16 protein-coding genes are annotated in these 21,530 nt (G+C 76.5%); 13 read left to right on the forward strand and 3 right to left on the reverse strand.

Annotated features, from left to right (window positions below; translation table 11 throughout):
• Positions 1-4 precede the first annotated feature (4 nt).
• The 3 genes from JOE68_RS29175 to JOE68_RS29185 are packed head-to-tail and all read left to right on the forward strand — an operon-like array spanning position 5 to position 4,666.
• The gene (locus JOE68_RS29175; protein WP_204845581.1) at positions 5-2,515 is read left to right on the forward strand and encodes a hypothetical protein; all 2,511 of its coding nucleotides are present in this window, start codon (positions 5-7) and stop codon (positions 2,513-2,515) included.
• Positions 2,515-3,879, forward strand: a complete 1,365-nt coding sequence (locus tag JOE68_RS29180) for a hypothetical protein (RefSeq protein WP_204845582.1) — start codon at positions 2,515-2,517, stop codon at positions 3,877-3,879. Before JOE68_RS29175 ends, JOE68_RS29180 begins: the two co-directional genes overlap by 1 nt.
• Positions 3,880-3,901: 22 nt before the next feature.
• Entirely contained in the window at positions 3,902-4,666 is a 765-nt protein-coding gene (locus JOE68_RS29185) for a Bax inhibitor-1/YccA family protein (RefSeq protein WP_204845583.1), read from the forward strand.
• A 39-nt stretch (positions 4,667-4,705) separates the two neighbouring features.
• Here JOE68_RS29185 and JOE68_RS29190 read toward each other — a convergent pair whose 3' ends face one another.
• Positions 4,706-5,512: an SAM-dependent methyltransferase gene (locus JOE68_RS29190; protein ID WP_204845584.1), complete on the reverse strand. Its 807-nt coding sequence runs from the start codon at positions 5,510-5,512 to the stop codon at positions 4,706-4,708.
• A 510-nt stretch (positions 5,513-6,022) separates the two neighbouring features.
• Between JOE68_RS29190 and JOE68_RS32355 the strand changes: the two genes are divergently transcribed.
• The 4 genes from JOE68_RS32355 (at position 6,023) to JOE68_RS29210 (ending at position 11,088) form a co-directional block, all read left to right on the forward strand.
• Positions 6,023-6,598 (forward strand): RNA polymerase sigma factor, encoded by a 576-nt coding sequence (locus JOE68_RS32355; protein ID WP_204845585.1) that lies wholly within the window; start codon positions 6,023-6,025, stop codon positions 6,596-6,598.
• A gap of 596 nt (positions 6,599-7,194) precedes the next feature.
• Positions 7,195-8,580, forward strand: coding sequence for a GGDEF domain-containing phosphodiesterase (locus tag JOE68_RS29200; protein ID WP_204845586.1), 1,386 nt, complete (start codon positions 7,195-7,197; stop codon positions 8,578-8,580).
• 42 nt (positions 8,581-8,622) lie between these two features.
• A complete protein-coding gene (locus tag JOE68_RS29205) occupies positions 8,623-9,999 on the forward strand; it encodes a hypothetical protein (RefSeq protein WP_204845587.1) in 1,377 nt (458 codons plus the stop codon).
• 681 nt (positions 10,000-10,680) lie between these two features.
• Positions 10,681-11,088 (forward strand): hypothetical protein, encoded by a 408-nt coding sequence (locus JOE68_RS29210; protein WP_204845588.1) that lies wholly within the window; start codon positions 10,681-10,683, stop codon positions 11,086-11,088.
• Between the two features lie 106 nt (positions 11,089-11,194).
• On the opposite strand, the gene JOE68_RS29215 is transcribed toward JOE68_RS29210, so the two are convergent.
• Positions 11,195-14,815 carry an ATP-binding protein gene (locus JOE68_RS29215; protein WP_307819971.1) on the reverse strand — a complete coding sequence of 1,207 codons (3,621 nt, stop codon included), beginning with the start codon at positions 14,813-14,815 and terminating at the stop codon, positions 11,195-11,197.
• Positions 14,816-15,036: 221 nt separating this feature from the next.
• Here JOE68_RS29215 and JOE68_RS29220 point away from each other — a divergent pair, with 221 nt between their 5' ends.
• The 6 genes from JOE68_RS29220 to JOE68_RS29245 all read left to right on the forward strand — a co-directional run bounded on the left by JOE68_RS29220 (position 15,037) and on the right by JOE68_RS29245 (position 20,060).
• On the forward strand, positions 15,037-15,393 hold the full coding sequence (locus JOE68_RS29220; RefSeq protein WP_204845589.1) for a hypothetical protein: 357 nt from the start codon (positions 15,037-15,039) through the stop codon (positions 15,391-15,393).
• Positions 15,390-15,557, forward strand: a complete 168-nt coding sequence (locus JOE68_RS29225) for a hypothetical protein (protein ID WP_204845590.1) — start codon at positions 15,390-15,392, stop codon at positions 15,555-15,557. The genes JOE68_RS29220 and JOE68_RS29225 overlap by 4 nt, the downstream gene beginning before the upstream one ends.
• Positions 15,558-15,682: 125 nt before the next feature.
• Complete coding sequence (locus JOE68_RS29230; protein ID WP_204845591.1) at positions 15,683-16,954, forward strand: ABC transporter substrate-binding protein; 1,272 nt, start codon at positions 15,683-15,685, stop codon at positions 16,952-16,954.
• Between the two features lie 5 nt (positions 16,955-16,959).
• Positions 16,960-17,850: a carbohydrate ABC transporter permease gene (locus tag JOE68_RS29235; protein WP_204845592.1), complete on the forward strand. Its 891-nt coding sequence runs from the start codon at positions 16,960-16,962 to the stop codon at positions 17,848-17,850.
• Between the two features lie 3 nt (positions 17,851-17,853).
• Positions 17,854-18,675 carry a carbohydrate ABC transporter permease gene (locus JOE68_RS29240; RefSeq protein ID WP_307819972.1) on the forward strand — a complete coding sequence of 274 codons (822 nt, stop codon included), beginning with the start codon at positions 17,854-17,856 and terminating at the stop codon, positions 18,673-18,675.
• Positions 18,676-18,683: 8 nt separating this feature from the next.
• A complete protein-coding gene (locus JOE68_RS29245; RefSeq protein ID WP_204845593.1) occupies positions 18,684-20,060 on the forward strand; it encodes a GH1 family beta-glucosidase in 1,377 nt (458 codons plus the stop codon).
• 37 nt (positions 20,061-20,097) lie between these two features.
• Here the strand turns inward: JOE68_RS29245 and JOE68_RS29250 are convergent, their stop codons facing one another.
• Positions 20,098-21,426, reverse strand: coding sequence for a COG1470 family protein (locus tag JOE68_RS29250; protein WP_204845594.1), 1,329 nt, complete (start codon positions 21,424-21,426; stop codon positions 20,098-20,100).
• Positions 21,427-21,530: the final 104 nt, after the last annotated feature.

The raw sequence follows: 21,530 nt of genomic DNA on the forward strand, positions 1-21,530 counted from the left end.
GGGGATGACCGAGGACGCCGTCGCCGTCGTGTTCGCCAAGGCGCCGTTCGCGTGGGAGCCCGAGGAGGCCGAGCTGGTCAAGCGGGTGTTCCGGGAGCGGCGGCCGGCGGTGCCGCGGCAGGTGGTCGCGCCGCTGTGGCGGTACTGGCGGCAGCGCTGCCCCGGGCAGCCGCTGTTCGACGACCCCGAGGACGACCTCGCCCTGCTGCTGCACGCGCGGGCGCTGGGCGTCGAGGTCCCGGCGCCCGACCCGGGGGAGCCGCTGGCGGCGCTGCTGGACCGGGCCGAGGACCCCGGCGAGTGCGGGCCGGTCGTGCCCGAGCGGCTGCCGTGGGGCCCGCGCGCGGCGCTGTCGACGGACGTGCGGGCGGCGCTGCCCGGCACGCTGGTGCGCGCGTGGGTGGTGGCCGACGACCAGGGGCCGGTGGAGGTGCTGGTGGTCGGGGAGGGGCTGCCGGAGATCCGCCGGCAGGTCGTGCAGAGCGCGCTGACGACCTCGTTGCGGGTCAACGGGATGGCCGACGGCGAGCCGGGCGTCGTGGGCGACTTCGTCGGCGTCGGGCTGATCCGCATCTCGGCGGGCCTGGCGGGCAAGCAGACCGCGATGGACCTGCCGTCGGTGTTCGACGCCCGGCACGTGACCACCGCGGAGGGCGCGGCGCCCACGGCGCGCGGCGCGCTGCGCGAGTTCGTCAACCACCTGCGGGCGCTGGAGCGCGAGACGAACCTCGTGGAGCTGGCCGAGGTGGTGCACGCGGACTCCGTTGCGTTCGCCGAGGAGGTCCGCGCGCTGGCCGACCGGGCCGCCGCGCAGCCGCACCGGGCGTTCCTGCGCCCCGCGCTGCCCGGGGCCGACGGCGGCGGGCCGGTCGCGCTGCTGCCCTGCCTGCGGACCGCGGAGCCGGACGACGCGCGGCCCGGCTCGGGCATCGGCGTCGCCCTGCACCCGGACCTGCTGGAGACCGCGGCGTACCGGGCGCTGGAGGAGGCCCACCAGCGGGTCCTCGCGCAGCGGCTGGCGATGGACGCGAAGCTGCGCCGCGACCGGCTGGAGGCCGACATCCGGTGGCTCCGCACCGAGCTGGAGGCTTACCTGCGGGCCGACGAGGACGAGCGCCGCTCGATGTGGGACCCGACCGTGCTGCTGGTGGAGCGGTTCGACGAGCGGGTCGGCACGGTGATCCGGCTCGCCGAGCCGGAGGAGATCGACTCCGACACCTACTACCGCAACAACGTCCCGCAGCTGATCGCCCTGCGCGAGGACTGGGCGCGGCGCCTCAACGAGCTGGTGGCGAACCTGGAGACCGCCGTCGCCAGGCCCTACGCCCCGGCGCGGCAGCTCGCGGCGGGCCGGTTCCTGGACGCGGTGCTGCGCGACGTCGTGCCCGACGAGAGCCCGGCGACCGAGGACGCGTTCCGCCGGTGGAGCGACCAGGTCGCGCCGCTGCTGCGCTTCGAGTGGCGGCACGCGCTGCGGCGGCAGCGGATCGACCCGGCCGACGTGCTGACCCGGCACACCGCGTTCGTCACCCGGTACCTGCCCGCGATCGACGGCGACGACGCGGAGCTGCACGTGCACCTGTACTCGGTGGTGGACGACCGGCTGTCGGCGGTGCTGGCCGACGCGGCGCGCGGCGCGCTCGTGGTGCGGGACGCGACCGACCACGCCGAGCCCGAGCCGGCCGGGGAACCGGACGCGGTGGCCGCCGACCAGGCGTGGCAGACCTTGGTCCGGCTCGCCGGCGACGGCGACGAGAAGGCGTTCGACGCGGCGTTCCTGGCGGCGCTGCGGGCCCACCCGCGGCACGTCGCGCACCGGGTGGCCGAGGAGCTGCACCCGCCCGAGCCCGGCGCCGCCGAGGCGGAGACCATCGACGCCGAGCTGGAGTCCGCGCGGCGGGCGCTGTCGCTGAGCGAGGGGATGCACCGGGCGCTGGTCGCGATGCGGCTGTCGGCGTTCGCCACCGCGCGGCAGTGCCTGGACGCCGTGCACGCCGAACCGCGCTGGGAGGCGAGGGCCTGGCTGCTGCGGGCGGTCGTGGAGTGCGTGGCGGCCGAGGTCCCGTACCGGGAGATCCCCGACCTGCTGGGCGCGCACCTGCCCGGCGTGCCCTCGGCCGCCTCGCGCGCGGTGGACGAGGCGGCGGACCTGGACGCGGCCTACACCACGGCGTGGCTGGCCGCGCTGCCCGACACGGACCTGGACAAGGCCGTCCGCCGGCTGTTCCACGGCATACCCCGCGCCCGGACCTGCACGACGGAGCGGGAACGGGCCGTGTGGCTGTTCCGGGGCGCGGTGGAGTCCGCGCGGCTGGCCCGGCAGCTGGAGCAGGCCGGCGAGGAGCTGTCGGAGGAGGCGGAAGCGATCGACTCGGCGCTGGTGAAGGTCGGCAAGGCGGTGGAGGACATCGTCCTCGGGCAGTTCGTCAGCGGCGGCCGGGACGAGGCGCAGGCGTTGTTCGAGGTGCTGACCGGCGAGGAGCAGCCCCGCTACGGCCGGGTGACGGGAGCCTGATGGAGAACGAGCTGTACGTGCTGTGGCTGGTGCGGACCTCGGAACGGGCGCGCGCGGCCGTGAGCCAGGTCTACGGCGACCTGGCGCGCTCGGACCTGGTGCGGCGGGTCACCGGGCCCGGCCTGCACGAGGACCGGTTGGCGGAGCTGGCCGCGCGCATCCGCGCCGAGTTCACCCCGCCGCAGCTGCCGGCCGTGCTCACCGAGCACCACCTGCGGATGCTGGTGGACCCCAAGGCGCTGCCGGCGCTCGCCGAGCTGCTCGGGTGCCCGGTCGCCGACGTGCACGCGAACCTGCTCGACTCCCACCAGCTCGTGCGGGCGTTGCGCGACACCGGGCACACCAGGGCCGAGATCGCCGACGCGGAGCTGCTGCTGCTCACCCTGCTGCCGCGCCTGCCCCGGCTGGCCGCCGCGCACGCGCTGGACGCCGGCGAGTGGGGCGCGTTCGTGGAGCGGCGCAAGTGGCTCACGCCGCGGGCCGTGCAGCGGCTCGCGGACTGGGCGCGGGCCCGGGAGTGGGCCGCCGACGCGCGGCCCGCGCAGGTGCTGGCGGGCGTGCTCGAAGGCGTCGGCGGGCGGCGCGCGGAGGTCGAGCCGTCGTCGCGGTTCGACGCGCTGGCGCTGATCGAGCTGCGCCGCCGCATCGGGCTGCTGGCCGAACTCCTGCGCGGCGACGCGTCCGCGCACGCCGAGGAGGCGGCGCTGCTGGCGCCGGACCTGACGAGCGTGGCGCGGCTGCCCGCGTGGCTGGAGCTGTACGAGCGCAACGCGGTCGCCGTGGGGCTGCACCGGCTGTTCACCGGCTCGACGTCGTTGGCGGAGCTGTTGCAGGGCAAGTACACCGACCCGCCGGCCGTGACCGGCGAGCCCAGGCCCGGCACGGCGCTGGAGATCACCAACGAGATCTCCTTCGGCGTGTTCCGGAAGTGGGTGGCCTTCGACATCACCTGCGAGGTCGAGGGGCAGGCCGGGCAGCAGGTGGTGCTGCGCTGCCGGGGCGTGCGCAAGGACCTGTACAAGCCGATCCGGGACAAGGTCCTGCAGTTGCGGGTGGTCGACCTGTCCCAGGTCGGCAACACCGTCGGCGAACGCCTGCTCAACACGCAGGTGGCCCAGCACCACGGGCTGCGCGGCCGGCTGCGGCTGGCGCTGCGCCGCCACGGGCCGCAGGCGATCCAGTGCGTGCTGCTGGCGGGGGTGCGGCGGCCGATCACCGTGCCGTCGCCGTGGCACGAGTACCTCAACACGGCCCTGCCCTACGAGGTGCGGCCCACGCGCGACACCCGGTTCACCGGGGTGGAGCGGGTCAACGCGGCGCTGCGCGCGAGCGTGCGGGACAAGCGGGTCGAAGAGGTGCGGTAGGGGCACCACGAGGAGGCTGACGATGCGCACGACCACCAACCCGGCGATCCGCAACCTGCTGGTCACCAGCGGCACGGCGCTGCCCCGCGCGGGGGCCGCCGCGCCGGCGCGGACCTCGAAGTACCGCCCGACGGGCACGAACCGGCCGATGACGGTGGACGACGTGGTGGCGAAGTCGGCCGTGACGCTGGGCACGACCGTCGCCGCGGGGGTCGCCACGGTGCTGTTCGACCTCTACGCGGCCGTGCTGCCGGCCGCCGCCGCGGGGCTGGGGCTGTGGCTGTTCCTGACGTTCCGGCTCACCGCGAGCGCGGGCCTCACCCTCGCCTACGCCACCGCCCAGGGCGTCGTGACCGGCGGCGTCACCGGGTTGCTCGACGGCGCGCACCCCGGCCTGGCGGCGCAGGCGGCCCTCGGCACCACGGGCGTGTTCGTCGCGATGCTGGCGGTCTACAAGCTGCGGCTGCTGCGCCTGACCACGCGGAAGGTCAAGTGGTTCATCGCCGCGGCGGTGGGCGTCGTGCTGCTGCTGCTGACCGAGGTGCTCGGGGCCGCGGTGCTCGGCGCGGAACCGGGGTTGCGCGGCGGCGGGTTCTTCCCGATCGCGTTCAGCCTGCTGTGCGTGTGCCTGGCGGCGTTCAGCTTCCTGCTCGGCTTCGAGGCGGCGGACCGGATGATCCGGCACGGCGTGGCGGCCGACTGGGCGTGGTACCTGGCCTTCGGCCTGGTGGGCACGCTGCTGTGGCTCTACACCGAGTTGCTGTGGCTGCTCTGGTCCTTCCGCTGAGTGTCCGTTGTGGACCGTCCTCTTGAAACTACCCGGTGATCACCCGTCGACCGGGCCCAGGACGGCGGCGAGCGCGGCGAGCGGGGGCGGCCGTTCGAGGCGGTGGTCGGGCCGCCACTCCCAGGGCGGCACGACGCCGGGCGCGGCGGTCGGGCGGCCGGCGAACCCGGCGAGCAGCACCTCCGGGGGGCGGGGGTGGCGGGGCAGGGGACCGGTCGGCTCCGGCCGGTGGTCGGCGGTGAGGTGGGTGAGCGCGAACGCGCTGCCCGGCGGCAGGGCGGCCAGGTAGGCGTCGGCGAGGCGCTCGGGGTGGTCGTCGTCGGGCAGGGCGTCGAGGACGTCGACCGCCAGGACGCCCAGCGGGCGGTCGGGGTCGAGCCGGCCCGCGACCCCGGGGTGGCGCAGGACGCGCCCGGGGTCGCGCAGGTCCGCGTCGACGATCACGGCGGCGGGGGAGTCCTCGAGCAGCAGGCGGGCGTGGGCGAGGGTCGTGGGGTCGTGGTCGACGTAGACGACCGGGATCGCCTCGTCGTGGGCGCGGGTGACGTGGTGGGCGGGCGCCATGGTGGGCAGCCCGGAGCCCAGGTCGAGGAACTGCCGGATGCCGGCGGCGAGCAGGTGCCGCACGGCCCGGTGCAGGAACGCCCGGTTGAGCCGCGCCAGCTCCCGCAGGCCGGGCAGCCGGCGCAGGGCGAGGTCGGCGGCGTCGCGGTCGACGGCGGTGTTCAGGGTCCCGCCGAGCAGCCAGTCGTGGGCGCGGGCGGGGCTGGGCCGGTCGAAGTCCGCCGGCGCGGGGCCGGGCTGCTCGGCGCCGGCCGGCGCGGGGCTGTCGGGGTCCTGGGGCACGGCCGATCCCTCCGGTCGCGGTGCGGGCGGCGGTCTCCTCGCTCGGCGATGGTCGCCGGAATTCGACCGGGGGCGGGGCGTGATCACCGGTCCGGCGTGGAGCGGGACCCGGCTTGTTCACCCTGCCGGCGTCAGGGGCGCTCGTGGGGGTGGTGTTCGCAGTACACGGCGCGTCGCATATCAGATCATTCGGGTGAACCTGGTGCCGTCGGCACGGATTTCCGGGAGTCCCGGGACCGGTGGGGGGTGTACGTCCACAACGGATGTGCTTCGTATCCCGCATCGGAAGGGTTGTGTGTTGCTGCCCCAGGAAACGATCACGGTGGACGCGCGCCGGCTGCCGGCCGGAGCCGAGGCCGGTCGGCGCGCCCACCGTGCGGCGGACCGGGGCGGCGTGCCCGGGTCCGCCGCGGGCGGCCGTCGTCGGCTGACGGCGTCGGGTGCGCGCGGTGCTCGGCCGACACCGCCGCGGGCGGTGCTCGGCGGGGGGACGGTCCGGGGCGACGGTCCGTGACCGACATCCCCCAGCCGGGCCCCGGCGACGCGGCCCGCGCCGAGCAGGAGTTCAGGCAGTTCTACCGGGCGAACTACGACGCCGTGCGCCGCTGGGTGCGATGGGAGGCCCCGGACGTGGACGACGAGGAGATAGCCGCCGACGCGTTCTTCAAGACGTGGGAGCGCTGGGGGCGGGTGGCGGAACCGCGGCCCTTCGTGTTCCGCGTGGCCCGCCACGGGATGCTCAACGGCCGGCGCAAGGCCCGTCGGCAGGCGCCGCCGGTCGCCCCGGACGACGGGCACGCCGCGCTCGTGCCGCCGCCGGCCGACGGCCACACCCGGCGGGAGTTCCACGAGGCCCTGCACGAGGTCGACCGGTTGCCGCCGCAGCTGCGGGAAGCGGTGAAGCTGGACGCCTTCGGGTTAAGCATCGGGGAGATCGCCGAGGTGATCGGCTGCGGGAAGAAGACCGTGTCGAACTACCTGTGGCAGGCGCGTCAGCGGCTGAGCTGCCCCGGCGCGGCGGCAGGCGGGGACGACCGCTCCGGGGGCAGTGATCCAGGGGGACGACAGGACAGAGGTGACGCGTGATGTGGCGGTGGGTTGCGCACAGGATCCCCGGGACCAAGGAGCACGCGCGGTGGCGGACCGCGCGGGCGGCGCTGCGGTGGCGGGCCCGGTCGGGCCCGCCCGCGCCGGCCGGCCCGGCGGAGGAGGAAGCCGCCCTGCGCCGGATCTTCGACCGGGCCCGGCACGGCTCGTCGTCCCGCGACACCGCGCCGGCGCCGCCCGCGGGGCCCGGCGCCGCGCCGCCTCCCCGCGCCAGCCCCGCCCCGTCGCCGCGGACCGGTCCGGGTCCGGGCCTGGCTCCGGGGTCTGCACCGGGTCCGGACCTGGCACCGGGGTCTGTGCCGGGTCCCGGCCTGGCTCCGACGTCGGGTCCCGAAACGGTGCCGGAGCCGGGCCCCGGTCCCGCTCCGGCACCGCGCACAGGCCCCGACCCGGCGCCCGCACCGCCGGCCGGTCCCACCCCCGAAGCGGCGCCGCCGGGCGGTCCCGACCCGGTGTCGGCGCCGCGCACGGGCTCCCCCCTGGCGGCGCCGGGTGGGGGCCCGGCCCCGGGACTGCGCACGGGCGGCGCCGAGGTCGGACCGCCACCCGGCTCCCCGCCACCGGCCGACGACGCGGTGCGCCGGCCGCACGGCGGGTTCCACGTGCTGCTGGGCGACGTCACCGCGGTGCGCGCGTGGTGGTGGTCCCCGCTGCCGGACACCGGCCGCGGCGAGGTCACCCACCTGGCCGAGCAGCGCGACTTCCTGCACCGGGTGCAGTCCACCATCGACGCGACCGCGGGCGGGGTGGCGCTCGGGCTGTGCACGCTGCGGCTGCGCGACCTGGGCGCGCTCACCCGGCGGTTCGGGCCCGAGGCGCGGGACCGGGTCGCCGCCACCGCGGCCGCCCGCATCACCGCCGCGGTCGCCGGGATGCCCGCCGCCGCGGTCGGCCGGCTGGACCGCGACACCTTCGGCGTCCTGATCACCGACCGGCCCGGCCGGCACGGCGTCACCGAGGCGGTGCGCCGCCTGGTCGACCGGGTGTCCGAGCCGATGCGGGTCGGCCACCGGGAGCTGGTGCTCCGCCCGGCGGTGGGGGTGGCGGAGGTCCGGGGCGGCACGACCGCCGTGCAGCTGCTGGCCCGCGCGCAGGTGGCGCTGCACTCCGCCGCCGAGCCGCGCGCTGGCTGGCGGGAGGTCGGGTCCCGGCGCGGCGCGCCCGACGAGGGCGTCGGGCACCTGCTCGCCGCGCTGCCCGGGGCGCTGGAGCGCGGCGAGGTCGTCCTCGCCTACACGCCGATCGTCCGGCTCGGCGACGGCCGGGTCGTCGGGGTCGAGGCCAGCACCTGGTGGCAGCGGCCCGACGGGAGCCGCCGCCAGGCCGACGACCTGGTGGCGCTGGCCGACGACGTCGGCCCGGCCCTGCGGTGGGGGCCGTGGGTGCTGCGCGGGGTGCTGGCCCAGGCGTCCCGCTGGGGCGCGGCCCTGGGCGAGGCCGCGCCCCGGATCACCGTGAACGTCCCGTGCCGGCTGGCCCGCGACCGGGAGCTGGTCCGCGACGTGGCGGCGGCGCTGCGGGAGTCCGGGGTGGCCGGGTCGCAGCTGATGCTGTCGCTGCCGCACGGCGCCGTGGTCGACGACGACGGGCTCCCGCGGGACAACCTGGTGCGGCTGGGCGGGATGGCCGTGCCGGTCGCGCTGGAGGGGGTGGGCACGGACTTCGCCCGCTACGACGCGCTCACCCGGCTGCCCCTGCAGTCCGTCGTCATCCCGCCGCAGCTGACCGCCGGCCTGGACGGCCCCCGGGTCGAACCCAGCCGGCGGTCGGTCGCGGCGAACCTCATCCGGCTGAGCAGCTCGGTCAGCCGCGAGGTCACCGTCAAGGGCGTGCGCACCCAGGCCCAGCGCGACACGGCCCGCGAGCTGTCCGCGACCTCCGGCCAGGGCGAGCTGTTCGGCGGTCCCCAGTCGCCCGAGGACATCGAGCACCTGGTGGCCGACCCGCCGATCGCCGTGTGACCGCCCGGCGCACCCCACCCCCGACACCCGGAGACCCGACCCGTGGCCACCCCTTGCGACGGCCCTACCCCCGCGCGCCCGCTGCCCGCCGAGCCGCTGGCGGAGGAGGACGCGGCCGACGTGCTGTGCGCGCTGGCGCCCGGCGCGGGCACCCGCCGGCAGGCGGCCCGGCTCGCCCGCGCCCTCGGCGGGCTGCCCCCGGCCCTGCACCTGGCCGGGCGCTGCCTGCGGGCCGCCGCCGGGCGCCCGCCCGCGCCCGGCCTGCCGGCGGGGTTCGACCACTACCGCGGGCTGCTGCTCGCGCGGCCCCCGGACGGCGACCGCGACCCGCCCGCCCGCGCCCAAGAGCTGACCCTGGACCTGCTGGCCGGCCTCGGCCTGCCCCGGGCCCGGCCGCTGCTGCGCTGGCTGGCCTGCTTCGCGCCGGCCCCGCTGCCCCGCGCGGTGCTCGACGCGGGCGTCCTGGCCGCGTCACCGCTGTTCGCCGGCGTCACCGGCGCCGAGCTGGCCCGGTCGCTGGCCGCGCTGGTCGACTTCGGCCTGCTGGACGAGGTCACCCTGCGGACCACCCGCTGCGTGCTGCCGGCACCGGCCGTCCGCGAGCGCCAGCGGCCCGACGAGCGGCGGGACCACCTCGCCCTGTGCGTCGCCGTCCTGGACGGCGCCACCACCCACCTGAGCGCCACCGACCCCGAGCACCTGTCCCGGTGGACCGCCCTCGCGCCGCACTGCGAGCACGTCGTGGCCGACACCGCCCTGCCCGACCGGTGGGAGCTGCCGGCCACGCGGCTCACCCGCGGCGCCGCCGTCCTGGCCCACCTGACCGGCGCGCACGACCGCGCGCAGGCCCTGTTCGCCCGCGCACTGGCCGCCCGCCGCCGCCACCTCGGCGACCACCACCCCGACGTGCTGGCCCTCCGCCGGGACCTGGCCTGGTCCCGCCACGCCCGCGCCGACCCGCCACCGGACCACCGCGCCCTCGCCGAGTACGCGTCCCTGGTGCGCGACTGCGCCACCGGCCCCGGTCCCGACCACCCCCTGACCCTGGCCTGCCGCCTCGACCTGGCCTGGCTCGCGTCCCGCGCCGCGCCGGACGAGGCCGACCGCTGCCGGGAGGTCGTCCGCGCCGAGCACCGGGCCCTGGGGCACCACGGGCCCGCCGGCCTGGCGGCCCAGCTGGAACTGGTCGCCCACCTCTGGCGGCGCGCCCACGACACCGGGCGGGCCGACCCCGCCGCGGTGGCCGCCGAGTTCGACCGCCTGCACGCCGTGATCGACGACATCGCCCACCACCCGGACGTCCACCCCGACCTGCCCGTCCCCTTCGACCGACTCCGGCAGACCGCCCACGACCTCCGCCACGCGTTCGAGCGCCGGCACGCCCACCGACCCCCGCCGCGACCGCGCGGCGCCGAGTGACGCAGCGGCGCGGACGACGGGTCGTGGCCGAGGGGCTCACCCGGCTGCTCGGCGATCGCCCGGCCCTCGCCGCGGGGTTCCGCCGAGCGGGCGCTTATCGGGTGGGAGTTTTCCGGAACGGTCGGCGAATGCGCGGGAGAGGGGATGGTCGGATGACCTCAGGTTTCGCCGGCGGACCCGCGTCCTGCGGACGGGAATGACTCCGATCGGGGTGTTCCCGACCGGGCGTCCGGACGAGTCGAACAAGTGTGACACAGCACACAGAAATGGCGTGCGGGTGTGCTCCGGGATGTCACCGCGTTGCCGAGTTTAGCCGTGGGCGACTACGCAGCGTATTCCTCTCCCGGGTGGTAAGGCCGGCTGACGTGCGGGAACGTCCGGTCGTTCCCGCGGTAAAACGAGCGAAACTCGCATCGCCGCCGCAGTCGTGCGATTCGCACATCACTCTTCCGGTCGAGTTTGAAGCGCTCCGCGAACGGGTTCGGATGAACACCATTCATGCCGCATGAAATGGTCCGGAAGGGCGCCTCGGCGGTTGGCTTGCGACTCAAGGAGTAATCGCCGCGACTCTTTCCGCACGGTCACCCGAAAGGACTCGTGCGGCGGCCTCGCTCGATCTGCTTCTATTTGTCCGGCGCTGGACGGCGTCAATGTCGAAATCGGAATCCCTAGGAGCCACACGTGTTGAAGCGTCTTGTCTCGGGTGCCGCGTTGGCCGCGATCACCGGTGCGATGGTCCTCGGTGGCGCGTCGGCCGCGCAGGCCACGACCGTGCCCCACGCGTCGTGCATCAACTCCGACCCGACGGGTCTGGTCAACGTGCTCATCTGCACCGTCAACACCAAGGTCCAGGTGCCGATCGACCTGGACGACGCGCTCATCACCATCGGCGACGTGGCCAGCGGGAACGACATCGACGTCCTCAACGGCGCCGAGCTGGACCTGGTCGAGGCCGAGATCGAGGACGTGCTGAAGAACGTGTCCATCGAGGACAACCTCATCTTCAAGAGCGCCCTGGTGGACGCGCTGAACGACGCCGACATCATCGACGACATCGACATCTCGAAGGTGTTCCTCGACATCCTGTGACACCCGCCCGCGCGGCGCTCCGGTGACCGGGCCCCGCAGGACAACGCCTCCCCGGCGTCCTGCGGGGCTCCGCCGCGTCGGCCACCCCGGCGCCCGCCCCCGGCCCTCAGCAGGGGAGCAGGCCGTTGGTCCGCACGTGCTCGCTGATCCCCGCCCGCGAGTCGGTCCGCAGCTTGTCCGCCAGCCGCGCCACGTGCGACTGCACGGTCCGCCGCGGCAGGGACAGCTCGTCGGCGATGTCGGGGTTGGACAGGCCGGCCGCGACCATGCGAGCGATGCGGACCTCCATCGGCGACAGCGCCCGCCACCCGGACACCACCGGCTCCCGCACCGCGGGAGCGTCGCGCCGGACCCCCGCGGCGCGGCGGCGGTTCTCCGCCCGCCGCACGTCCCACCGGGCGGACAGCCCGCCGAACAGCTCCACCGCCTCGGTGAAGGCGGCCGACGCCTCCCGCGTCCGGCCGGCGGCGGCCAGCAGCGCGCCGGCGTCCTCCAGCGCCGTGGCGCACTCCACCACGCGCCCCACCCGGCGGTAGTGGTCGGCGGCGCCCAGCACCGGGTCCGGCTCGCCCGTCACCAGGCCGCGGCAGTGCGCGGCGGCGGCGGACGCCCGCGCCGGCCGGACCTCCTTGGCCGCCTCCTCCTCGCACACGGCGAGCGCCCGGCGCGCCGTCGCCACGTCGCCGACGCCCAGCGCGAGGCGGGTCGCGTAGGCCAGCCACTGGTGGCGCAGCATCATCCGCGCGTAGTCCGGGCGCAGGACCGGCTCCAGCCGCGCCACCGCCTCCCGCGCGGCGCCGCGCTGCTCGGCCGCCAGCGCCGCGGCGACCAGGTGGAAGTCGCAGCTCTCCCGCTCCGCCCCGGAGGACGGGACGCGCGCGCCCGCGTCCAGGTGCGCCGCGGCGGCGGCCCGGTCGCCGCGGCGACCGGCGACCAGGGCGGCCACGCCGTGCAGCAGCAGCGCCGCCGCCCCCGGCTCGCGCAGGCCGAAGAACGTGATCGACGGCCCGTCCTCGATGACGGCGTCCAGCTCCGCCAGCGCCTCGTCCCAGCGGCCGGTCCAGTAGTGGTGCACCGCGGCCGACACCTGCAGCCCGGTCGGCAGGTGGTGGTGGGCGGCCACCACGCGGCCCGAGCGCAGCGCGTCCTCCGCCTCGGCGAGGCGGTCGAGGTTCTGCAGGCTGAACACCCGGTTGTCCAGCAGGTCGAACCGCAGCTCGGCCAGCTCGGGCCGGTCGCCGGCGGTGGCCAGCGCGTCGTCGACGTGGCGCAGCGCCCGCTCGTGGTCCCGCCGGATGGAGTGCACCAGCCACAGCGTCTGCGCCGCGTGCGCCGCGGGGTAGGGCTCGCCGCCGGCGACGGCGTCCGCGCGCGCCCGCTCGGCCGAGCGCTCCGCCTGGTCGAGGTCGGACAGGTCGCCGCGGCGGATGTCGGCCAGCAGCGCCACGTGCCGGGCCCGCCACAGCTCCGGGACCTCCGGCACGGCCAGCGCCTCCCGCAGCACGGCGACCGCCGTCGCCGTGTCGCCCCGGCGGTACCGCATGGTGGCGCGCAGCTGGCGCATCTCGGCGGCCTCCGCCGGGTCGCCGGTCAGCGCCAGCGCCCGCTCCGCCTCCACCTCCGGGAACCGGTCCAGCCGGAACTGCGCCTTCACCAGGCTGGTCAGCAGGTCCGCCCGCTGGGCCGCGTCCGGCAGGTCGGTGTCCAGGGCCTGGCGGAACAGCTCGGCCGCGACCGACGGGGCCCGGCCGGCCACCGCCGCGTGGTGCTCGGCCAGCCAGCGCACCACCCAGCCGTCGACCGGGATCGGTTCGGCCACCAGGTGCTCGGCGATCCGCTCGACCGGCGCGCGCATCCCGGCCAGCGCCTCGGCGGTGTGCCGGTGCAGCGCCGCCCGCATCGACCGGGGCACGCCCTCGCGCAGCGCCTGCCGCAGGCAGGGGTGCCGGAACGCCAGGTCCTCGCCCGCCTCGACCACGACGGTGGCGGCGACCGCCTCGTCCAGCACGCCCACCAGCTCCAGCGCCGACCTCCCGGTCACCGCCGTCAGCTCGGCCACCCGGAAGCACGCGCCGAGCAGCGCCGCGAGCCGCAGCACGTCGCGCGCGTCGTCGGACAGGAACTCCAGCGTGCGCTCCACGGCGCCCAGCAGCGAGCGCGGCACCTCCCGGGCGGCGGGCGGGTCGACCTCGGCGACGCCGTCCACCACCCGCACCGAGCGCCCGCGCACCAGGGCGTTGGCCACCTCGGTCAGGTACAGCGGGTTGCCCGCGGTGCGGCGGGCCAGCTCGCGCAGCGCGCCGCCGGGCCGGGCGCCGACGGCGTGGCCGATCAGCGCCTCGGCGTCGGCCGTCGACAGGGGCCGCAGCGCCAGCACGTGCCCGTTGCGGGACTCCACGCCGTGCCGCACCCGGGCCAGCTCCCGCCGGCCGGGGTCGGGTCGGGTCGCGGCCACCAGCAGCAGCGGCAGCTGCCGGGTCGCGGCGGCCAGCCGGTGCCACAGCAGCACGCTGGCGTCGTCCGCCCAGTGCAGGTCGTCGATCACCAGCACCAGCGGCGCGGTCGCGCACGCCTGGTCCACCGACGCCAGCAGCCGGTCCACCGCGGCCGGCACCGGGTCCGCCGCGCCGGGCGAGCCCGGCGCGGGCGCGCCGCGCTGCCCGTCGGGGTGCGCGCCGAGGCACTCGGTGATCACCCGCAGCGGGTAGCGCCTGCTCGACTCGTCGGCCACCGCCCAGGCCACCTGGCAGCCCCGCTCGCCCGCGTCGGCCAGCGCGACGGCGAGCAGCTCGGACTTGCCGATGCCCGCCTCGCCCTCCACCCACGCGGTCGCGCCGCGGCCCGCGGCGGCGGCGGCGACCAGCCCGCGCAGCCGCGCCACCTCCGCGGACCGGCCGACGAAGGCCCGGCCCGGGTCGCGCACCGCGCGGGGCGGCCGGCCGAACGACCGGCGCGGGCGCGCCGGCGGGGGCGGCGGGTCGGCGAGGACCTCCCGGTGCAGCGCGCGCAGCGCCGGCCCCGGCTCGACGCCCTGCTCCGACACCAGCGCGCGGTGCGCCTCGTGGAAGACCTCCAGCGCCTCGGCGCGCCGGCCCGAGCGGTGCAGGGCGAGCATCACCAGCTCGCGCAGCCCCTCGTGCCAGGGGTGCTCGGCGACCAGCCCGGTCAGGTCGGCGACCACCTCGGCGTGCTCGCCCAGCTCCAGCCGGGCGCGGGCGTGCAGCTCGGCCGCGCCCAGCCGCAGCTCGGCCAGCCGCTGCCGCTCCAGCTCCGCGAACGGGCCGGGCACCCCGGCGTAGGCCGTGCCGTGCCACAGCTCCAGCGCGGCCCCGAGGGCGTCCCGGGCCTCGGCCCAGCGCCGCGCCGCCAGCAGCCGCCCGCCCTCGGCCCGCGCCGCGTCGAACTCCTCGGCGTCCACGGCGCGGTCGGCCAGCCGCAGCGAGTACCCGGCGGAGCGCGACTCCAGCGCCGCCTGGGCGCCGCCCAGCGCGCGGCGCAGCCCGGACAGGTAGGTGTGCAGGCTGCCCACCGCGTTCGCCGGCGGCGCGGCGCCCCACACGCCGTCGACCAGCTCGTGCCGCGACACCACCCGGTTCGCCCGGCCGGCCAGCACCGCGAACACCGCGCGCCGGCGGGCCGGCCCGAGCGCCAGCTCGGCGCCGCCCGACCAGGCCCGCACCGGCCCCAGCACGCTCACCCGCAACCCGTCACCCGCAGCGCCCGCCACCACCCGCACCCCCGATCTCCGTCCCCCCGTACTGAACACGTGCCGAGGGGGAGTCGGTTCACGGCGGAGCCGACGATCACCCGGCCGGAGCAACGGGCTTTCCGGTGGCGCGGGCAACCGGGAGGTACGGACGGGCAGACCACGCCACGCTCCCTTGGTTCGCGTCCGCGTGCGTGGTGGGCTCGTGGTGATTCTCGTTCCCGTGCGGAGGTGCGGTGGGTATGCGGTCCGAGGGGAGCGGGAGCCGTCGGCGGCGGGGCGCCACCGGGGAGGGGTTCGCGGGCGACGTCCTGCTCCGCCTGGCCAGGGAGGGGTGGCTGGTGGTGCCGAGGGCGGAGGCCGAGCGCGTCATCGCCGAACTGGAGCGCACGCTGAAGGTGGTGCGCGCGCGGCTGCGGCGGGCGGAGCTGTCCCGCAGGCTGCGCGACGTCGCCGACCGCGACGTCGACCCCGCCGTGGAGCGCCTGGCGGTGGACGCGGCGTTCGCGGGGCAGATCGCCGCCGACACCTGGGAGCGGGCGCTGGTGGAGCTGCCCAAGTACATCGAGGCGTTCCGGATAGCGGCGGGCGGCCGGTGACGACGCCCGGGGTGCCGGTCCGCGACCTGCTCCGCGAGCTGGTCGCGGCCGGCGAGGAGCGCCGCGCGGTCGTCGCGGACGGCGACGCCGAGACCGCCGAGCTGCTGGCGGCCTGGATCGACGCGCTGCTGGACGAGTGGAACCGCCGCTGCCGCGCCGCCTGAGGGCCGGCGGCTGCCCTTTCGGGCAACCCCGGCGCGCGCGAGGGCAGAAGCGGCCGGCGGCGCGCCCGGTCGGGCCCCGCGGGCAACAGGATGGGCCCACGGATGACGTCGGCGGAGGGGTCCTGATGCGGCGGGTGCGTGCGAGTCGGTCACTGCCGGCGCTGGTCGTGGCGCTGGCGCTGGTCGTCGCCGGGTGCGGTGGCGCCGGCGACGGGGGGAAGCTGCGGCTGACCGTGGCGACCTTCGGCGAGTTCGGCTACGAGCCCCTGTTCGAGGAGTACGAGCGGGCGCACCCGGAGGTCGACGTCGTCGGCCGGGTGGCGGACTTCGACGCCCACCACAAGGGGCTGGTCACCGCGCTCGCGGCCGGCCGCGGCGCCGCCGACGTGGTCGCCGTCGAGGAGCAGTACATGCCCCGGATGCGGCAGTCGGCCCGGCGGTTCGCGGACCTGTCCGCGTTCGGCGCGCGGGAGCTGCGCGACCGGTGGCCCCGGTGGAAGTGGGAGCCGGGCGTCGCTGAGGGCGGCGACTACGTGTTCGGCCTCGGCACCGACATGGGCAGCCTGGCCATGTGCTACCGCCGCGACCTGTTCGAGCGCGCGGGCCTGCCCACCGACCGGGACGCCGTCGCCGCGCTGTGGCCGACCTGGGAGGCTTACGCGCAGGTGGCCGAGCGCTTCGCCGCGCGGGTGCCCGACGCCGCGTTCGCCGACTCGGCGGGCACCGTCTACACCGCCGTGCTCAACCAGGCGGAGGAGAACTACTTCGCCAAGGCCGACGACTCCTTCATCGGCGACACCAACCCCAACGTGCTGCGGGCCTTCCGGATCGCCGGCGCGATCGGGGCCGCCGGGCGCACCGCGAAGGTCACCACCTTCACGCAGCCGTGGAACGCCGCCATCAACCGGGGCGGTTTCGCCACCATCACCTGCCCGGCGTGGATGCTGGCCCAGATCAAGGAGGCGGGCGGCGCCGACGGCGCGGGCAAGTGGGACGTCACCGAGGTGCCCGGCGACGGCGGCAACTGGGGCGGCTCCTACCTGGCGGTGCCCGCGCAGGGCGCGCACCAGCGCGAAGCCTACCGGCTGGCGGAGTGGCTCACCGCGCCCGAGCAGCAGGAGAAGCTGTTCGTGCGGGACGGCATCCTGCCCAGCGAGCCGGAGGTCTACCGGGACCCGGTCGTGCTGGAGCACACCGACCCCTACTTCGGCGACGCGCCCGTCGGCCGGCTGTTCGCCGCCTCCTCCGACACCGTGCGGCCCAACCACCGGGGGGTGCGCGACGCCGACGTGCGGCCGGTGTTCGGCCGGGCGCTGGGCCGCGTCGAGAACGGCGCGCAGAGCGTCGACCAGGCGTGGGAGCAGGCCGTCCGCGAAGCCCGCGACGTCCTGCGGTAGCCGCCGTGCCGTTCGCCCGGTGGGACCGGAGGATCACGCCCTACCTGTTCGTCGCGCCGTTCTTCGCGCTGTTCGCGGTGTTCGGCCTCTACCCGCTGCTGCGCACCGCCTGGATGTCGCTGCACCGCTGGGACCTGCTGGACGGGCCGGTGGCCTTCACCGGCCTGGCCAACTACGCCGAGCTGTTCACCGACCCGCACTTCTACAACGCGCTGGCCAACACCGCGAGCATCTTCCTGGTGGCGACCGTGCCCCAGCTGCTCGCCGCGCTGGGCATCGCGGCGCTGCTGGACCGCCCGCTGCGCGGGCGCACCACGTGGCAGGCGGTCGTGCTGCTGCCCAACGTGGTGCCGGTGGTGGCGGTGGCGCTGGTGTTCACCCAGCTGCTGGGGCGCGACCAGGGCCTGGTGGCCTGGGTGCTGGCGTCGTTGGGCGCGTCACCGCTGGACTGGCAGGCGCACGCGTGGTCGGCGCACCTCGGCGTCGCGCTCATGGTGATCTGGCGGTGGACCGGCTACAACGCGCTGCTGTACCTGGCGGCTATGCAGTCCGTGCCCAGGGAGCTGCACGAGGCCGCCGCGCTGGACGGCGCGTCGCGGGCGCGGGCGTTCCGGTCGGTGACGCTGCCCGGCATCCGGCCCACCCTGGTGTTCACCGCGGTGGTGTCGACCATCGGCGGCCTGCAGCTGTTCGCCGAGCCGACCCTGTTCGGCGGCGCCAGCGCCGGCGGGAACGACCGGCAGTTCCAGACGCTGGTGATGTACCTGTACGAGAACGGTTTCGAGCGCTTCGACGCCGGTTACGCGGCGACGATCTCGTGGGTGCTGTTCGCGCTGTGCGCGGTGCTGGCGTTCGCCAACACCGCGCTGGTGCGCCGGTTCGTCGGGCGGGGGTGAGGGGTGCGCCGCGGACCCGGCCCGCTCGCCTGGGCGGCCCTGCTGCTGGTGCTGGTCGCCTCGCTGTTCCCGCTGTACTGGTCGGTCGTCGTGGCCTCGCACGACAACGCGGCCATCTCGGCGCGCGTGCCGCCGCTGCTGCCGGGCGGCGAGCTGGCGGCCAACGCGCGCGAGGTGTTCGCCGCGGTCGACTTCGGGGCCGCGCTGGTCAACTCGGCGGTCGTGGCGGGCACGGTCACCGCGTCGAACGTCCTGCTGGCCACGATGGCCGGGTTCGCCTTCGCCCACCTGCGCTTCCGCGGGCGCCGGGCGCTGTTCGCGCTGCTGGTCGGCTCGGTGATGGTGCCGGCGCAGCTCGGCGTGGTGCCGCTGTTCGAGCTGGTGGGCGCGCTGGGCTGGTACGGCCGGCTGGAGGCGGTGGTCGTGCCGGGCCTGGTGAGCGCGTTCAGCGTGTTCTGGATGCGCCAGGCGTGCCGGGAGGCGGTGCCGCGCGAGCTGGTCGACGCCGCCCGCGTCGACGGCTGCTCGCTGCCGCGGACCTACTGGCACGTGGTGCTCCCGGCGCTGCGCCGGCACGCGGTGGTGCTGGCGATGCTGACGTTCCTGGCCGCCTGGAACGACTTCTTCTGGCCGCTGGTGGTGCTCGACCCCGTCGAGTCGCCCACCGTCCAGGTCGCGCTGTCGCGCCTGGCGGGCGGCTACTACACCGACTACCCGCTCGTGCTGACCGGCGCGGTGCTCGGCACCCTGCCGGTCGTGGTGCTGTTCGCCCTGCTGGCAAGGCAGTTGGTCACCGGTCTCCTGCGGGGCCCGGTCAACCGGTGAGGTGGTTGATGGAACACGTTTTCCCGACGGGCTTCCTGTGGGGCGCCGCGACGGCGGCCTACCAGATCGAGGGAGCGGTGGCCGCGGACGGGCGGGGTCCGTCCATCTGGGACACCTTCGCGGCGGTGCCGGGCGCGGTGCTCGGCGGCGTCGGCGGCGACCCGGCCTGCGACCACTTCCACCGCCACCGCCAGGACGTGGAGCTGCTGCGCGAGCTGGGCCTGCCCGCCTACCGGTTCTCCACGGCGTGGCCGCGGGTCATGCCCGACGGGCGGACCGTGGAGCCGCGGGGCCTGGCCTTCTACGACCGCCTGGTGGACGACCTGCTCGCCGCGGGCGTCCGGCCGCTGGTCACCCTCTACCACTGGGACCTGCCGCAGGCGCTGCAGGACCGCGGCGGCTGGTGCGACCGCGACCTGGTGGGGCGCTTCACCGACTACGCGTGCACGGTCCACGACCGGCTGGGCGACCGGGTGGCGGACTGGACGACGCTCAACGAGCCGTTCTGCTCGGCGTTCCTGGGCTACGGCGTCGGCGTGCACGCGCCGGGCCTGTCCGACGCGGGCGCGGCGCTCGTCGCGGCCCACCACCACCTGCTGGCCCACGGCGCGGCGGCCCGCGCGCTGCGCGAGCGCGGCCGGCCGGGCGACCGGCTGTCGATCGTGCTGAACTTCTCGCCCGCGCTGGCCGACGGCGACGACGCCGCGCACCGCGACGCGGCGCGGCGGTTCGACGTGCTGCACAACCGGTTCTTCCTGGACCCGGTGCTGGGCCGGGGTTACCCGCAGGACCTGTTCGCCGACGTGGCCCACCTGGCGGCGCTGGAGCCGGCGATCCGGGACGGCGACCCGGCGCTCATCGCCGCGCCCGTCGACTGGATCGGGGTCAACTACTACGCGCCGACCAGGGTGGCGCCGCTGGCCGACCTCCGCGCCCCGAGCAACTGCCCGCTGCCGGGCCTGCGCGGCGTGGACGTCCTGCCGCCGCGGGGCCCGCTGACGTCGATGGGCTGGGAGCAGCACCCGGAATCGCTGACCGAGCTGCTGGTGTGGTTGGGCGAGCGCTGCGGACCCGTGCCGCTGGTGGTGGCCGAGAACGGCGCGGCGTTCGTCGACGTGGTGGACCCCGACGGCCGGGTGCGCGACGTCGGGCGCACCCGGTACCTGGCCGAGCACCTGCGCGCCGTGCACGCCGCCCTGGCGCGCGGGGCGGACGTGCGCGGCTACCTCGCCTGGTCCCTGCTGGACAACTTCGAGTGGTCCTTCGGCTACACCCAGCGGTTCGGCCTGGTGCACGTCGACTTCGACACGCAGCGCCGGACGGTCAAGGACAGCGGGCGGTTCTTCGCGGAGGTGGTGGCGCGCAACGCCGTCCCGGCCGGCTGAGGCCCGCCGCGCCGGCGGGCGCCCCCGCCGGCGCGGGTCAGTTCCCGTCGGGCAGGTCACCGAGTTCGCCGCTGACGTTGACGACCTGGAAGCAGTTCGGCGCCTGCTGCCCGGTGGCGGGCGTGCCGGGCTTGGTGCAGTCCACCGTCGCGGTGACGGCGGCGCCCTCCGGGATGTCGATGGGCGTCACCCAGTGGTAGTCCTGGTTGCGGAAGGTCTCCAGCGCGATCCAGGTGATCGTCCGGTCGCCGAAGGCGATGGTGAGCACGCCCTCGTCGCCCTGGTGGTTGCCCAGCACGAGGTCGGTGACCCGGAAGACCTTGTTCTCGGGCACGACGTAGGTGCCCGTGCCCTGCCCGCCGCCGTCGGTGCGCACCTCGATGGTGCTGGAGCTCTGCTGCCCGCCGCCGATCCCGTTGCCCTGCGGCTGACCCTCCTGCCCCTGTCCCTGGCCCTGACCCTGACCCTGTCCCGGGTTGGTGCGCTGCCCGCCCTGCTGCGGCGGTCGCCCGTCCTGCCCCTGGGGCTGCTCCGGCGCGGGATCCTGTTGCACCGCTTGGGCGATCTCCTCCGCCCGGTCGTCCACGGCCTGCTCCGCGGCGCTGCGCACGGCGGGGCGCACCAGCAGCAGCCACGCCAGCAGCAGGGCCAGCAGCAGCGCCAGCAGGGCCAGCAGCCAGCGCGGCAGCACCGGCAGCTGGATCAGCTCGCCCTCCAGCTCGTGCCGCGTGGTGGCGTCCCCGCCCCCCTCGACGCCCCGGTCGGCGACGGCGGTCGCGTCCAGGCGCAGCGGCCAGTGCTCGGGCTTGCCGAACCACAGGATCTTGCCCACCCGGACGCGCAGTTCGAGTTCCGCGCGGTCGCCGGGCTCGACCGCGACCGGCCGCTGCGCCACCGCGTAGGTCAGCCGGTCGTCGGCCTCCGGCGCGCTCAGCGCCACCGCGACCGGCGTGTTGCCCGCGTTGTGCAGCTCCACGTGGTAGCGGGCGCTGCGCCAGGCGCGGCGGCGCTCCGGGACCAGTTCGGCGCGCTGCTCGGCGAACGCGGCGACGACCACGGTGGTCTCCGAGACCACCACCGACTCCGGCCGCTCGGCGGGCAGCACCCGCACGCCCAGCGGCAGCTCCCCGGCGCGCACGGCGGGGGAGCGCGGCGGGCTCAGCCGGACGAGCACCTGGCCGGACGTGCCCGGGTACAGCGACAGCCGGGCCGGCTCGACGGCGGTCCACGGCGCGCACTCGCCCACCACCTCGAATTCGTACGCCTCGACGATGTCGCTGTCGTTGCGCACCGTCATGGTCGTGCTGGTCTCCTGGCCGGGCGTGACGGCCACCGTGGGGAGACCGAATTCCGTTGTTGCGGTCACGCCCGGCAACGGTAGGCACGGCGCCGCCCGGTCGGCAGGGAGAAAAGGGCACTGTGCGGGCAAACCGGTGCACTCGCGGCCCACCGGGGCTGACCGGCGCGCCG

This window comes from Saccharothrix algeriensis (assembly GCF_016907655.1).
GTDB lineage: Bacteria > Actinomycetota > Actinomycetes > Mycobacteriales > Pseudonocardiaceae > Actinosynnema > Actinosynnema algeriense.

Excerpts from the sequence above, each read along its gene's own strand:
- JOE68_RS29230 (WP_204845591.1), top strand. The coding sequence starts at position 15,683 with ATGCGGCGGGTGCGTGCGAGTCGGTCACTGCCGGCGCTGGTCGTGGCG.
- JOE68_RS29180 (WP_204845582.1), top strand. The coding sequence starts at position 2,515 with ATGGAGAACGAGCTGTACGTGCTGTGGCTGGTGCGGACCTCGGAACGG.
- JOE68_RS29185 (WP_204845583.1), top strand. The coding sequence starts at position 3,902 with ATGCGCACGACCACCAACCCGGCGATCCGCAACCTGCTGGTCACCAGC.
- JOE68_RS29175 (WP_204845581.1), top strand. The coding sequence starts at position 5 with ATGACCGAGGACGCCGTCGCCGTCGTGTTCGCCAAGGCGCCGTTCGCG.
- JOE68_RS29220 (WP_204845589.1), top strand. The coding sequence starts at position 15,037 with ATGCGGTCCGAGGGGAGCGGGAGCCGTCGGCGGCGGGGCGCCACCGGG.
- JOE68_RS29245 (WP_204845593.1), top strand. The coding sequence starts at position 18,684 with ATGGAACACGTTTTCCCGACGGGCTTCCTGTGGGGCGCCGCGACGGCG.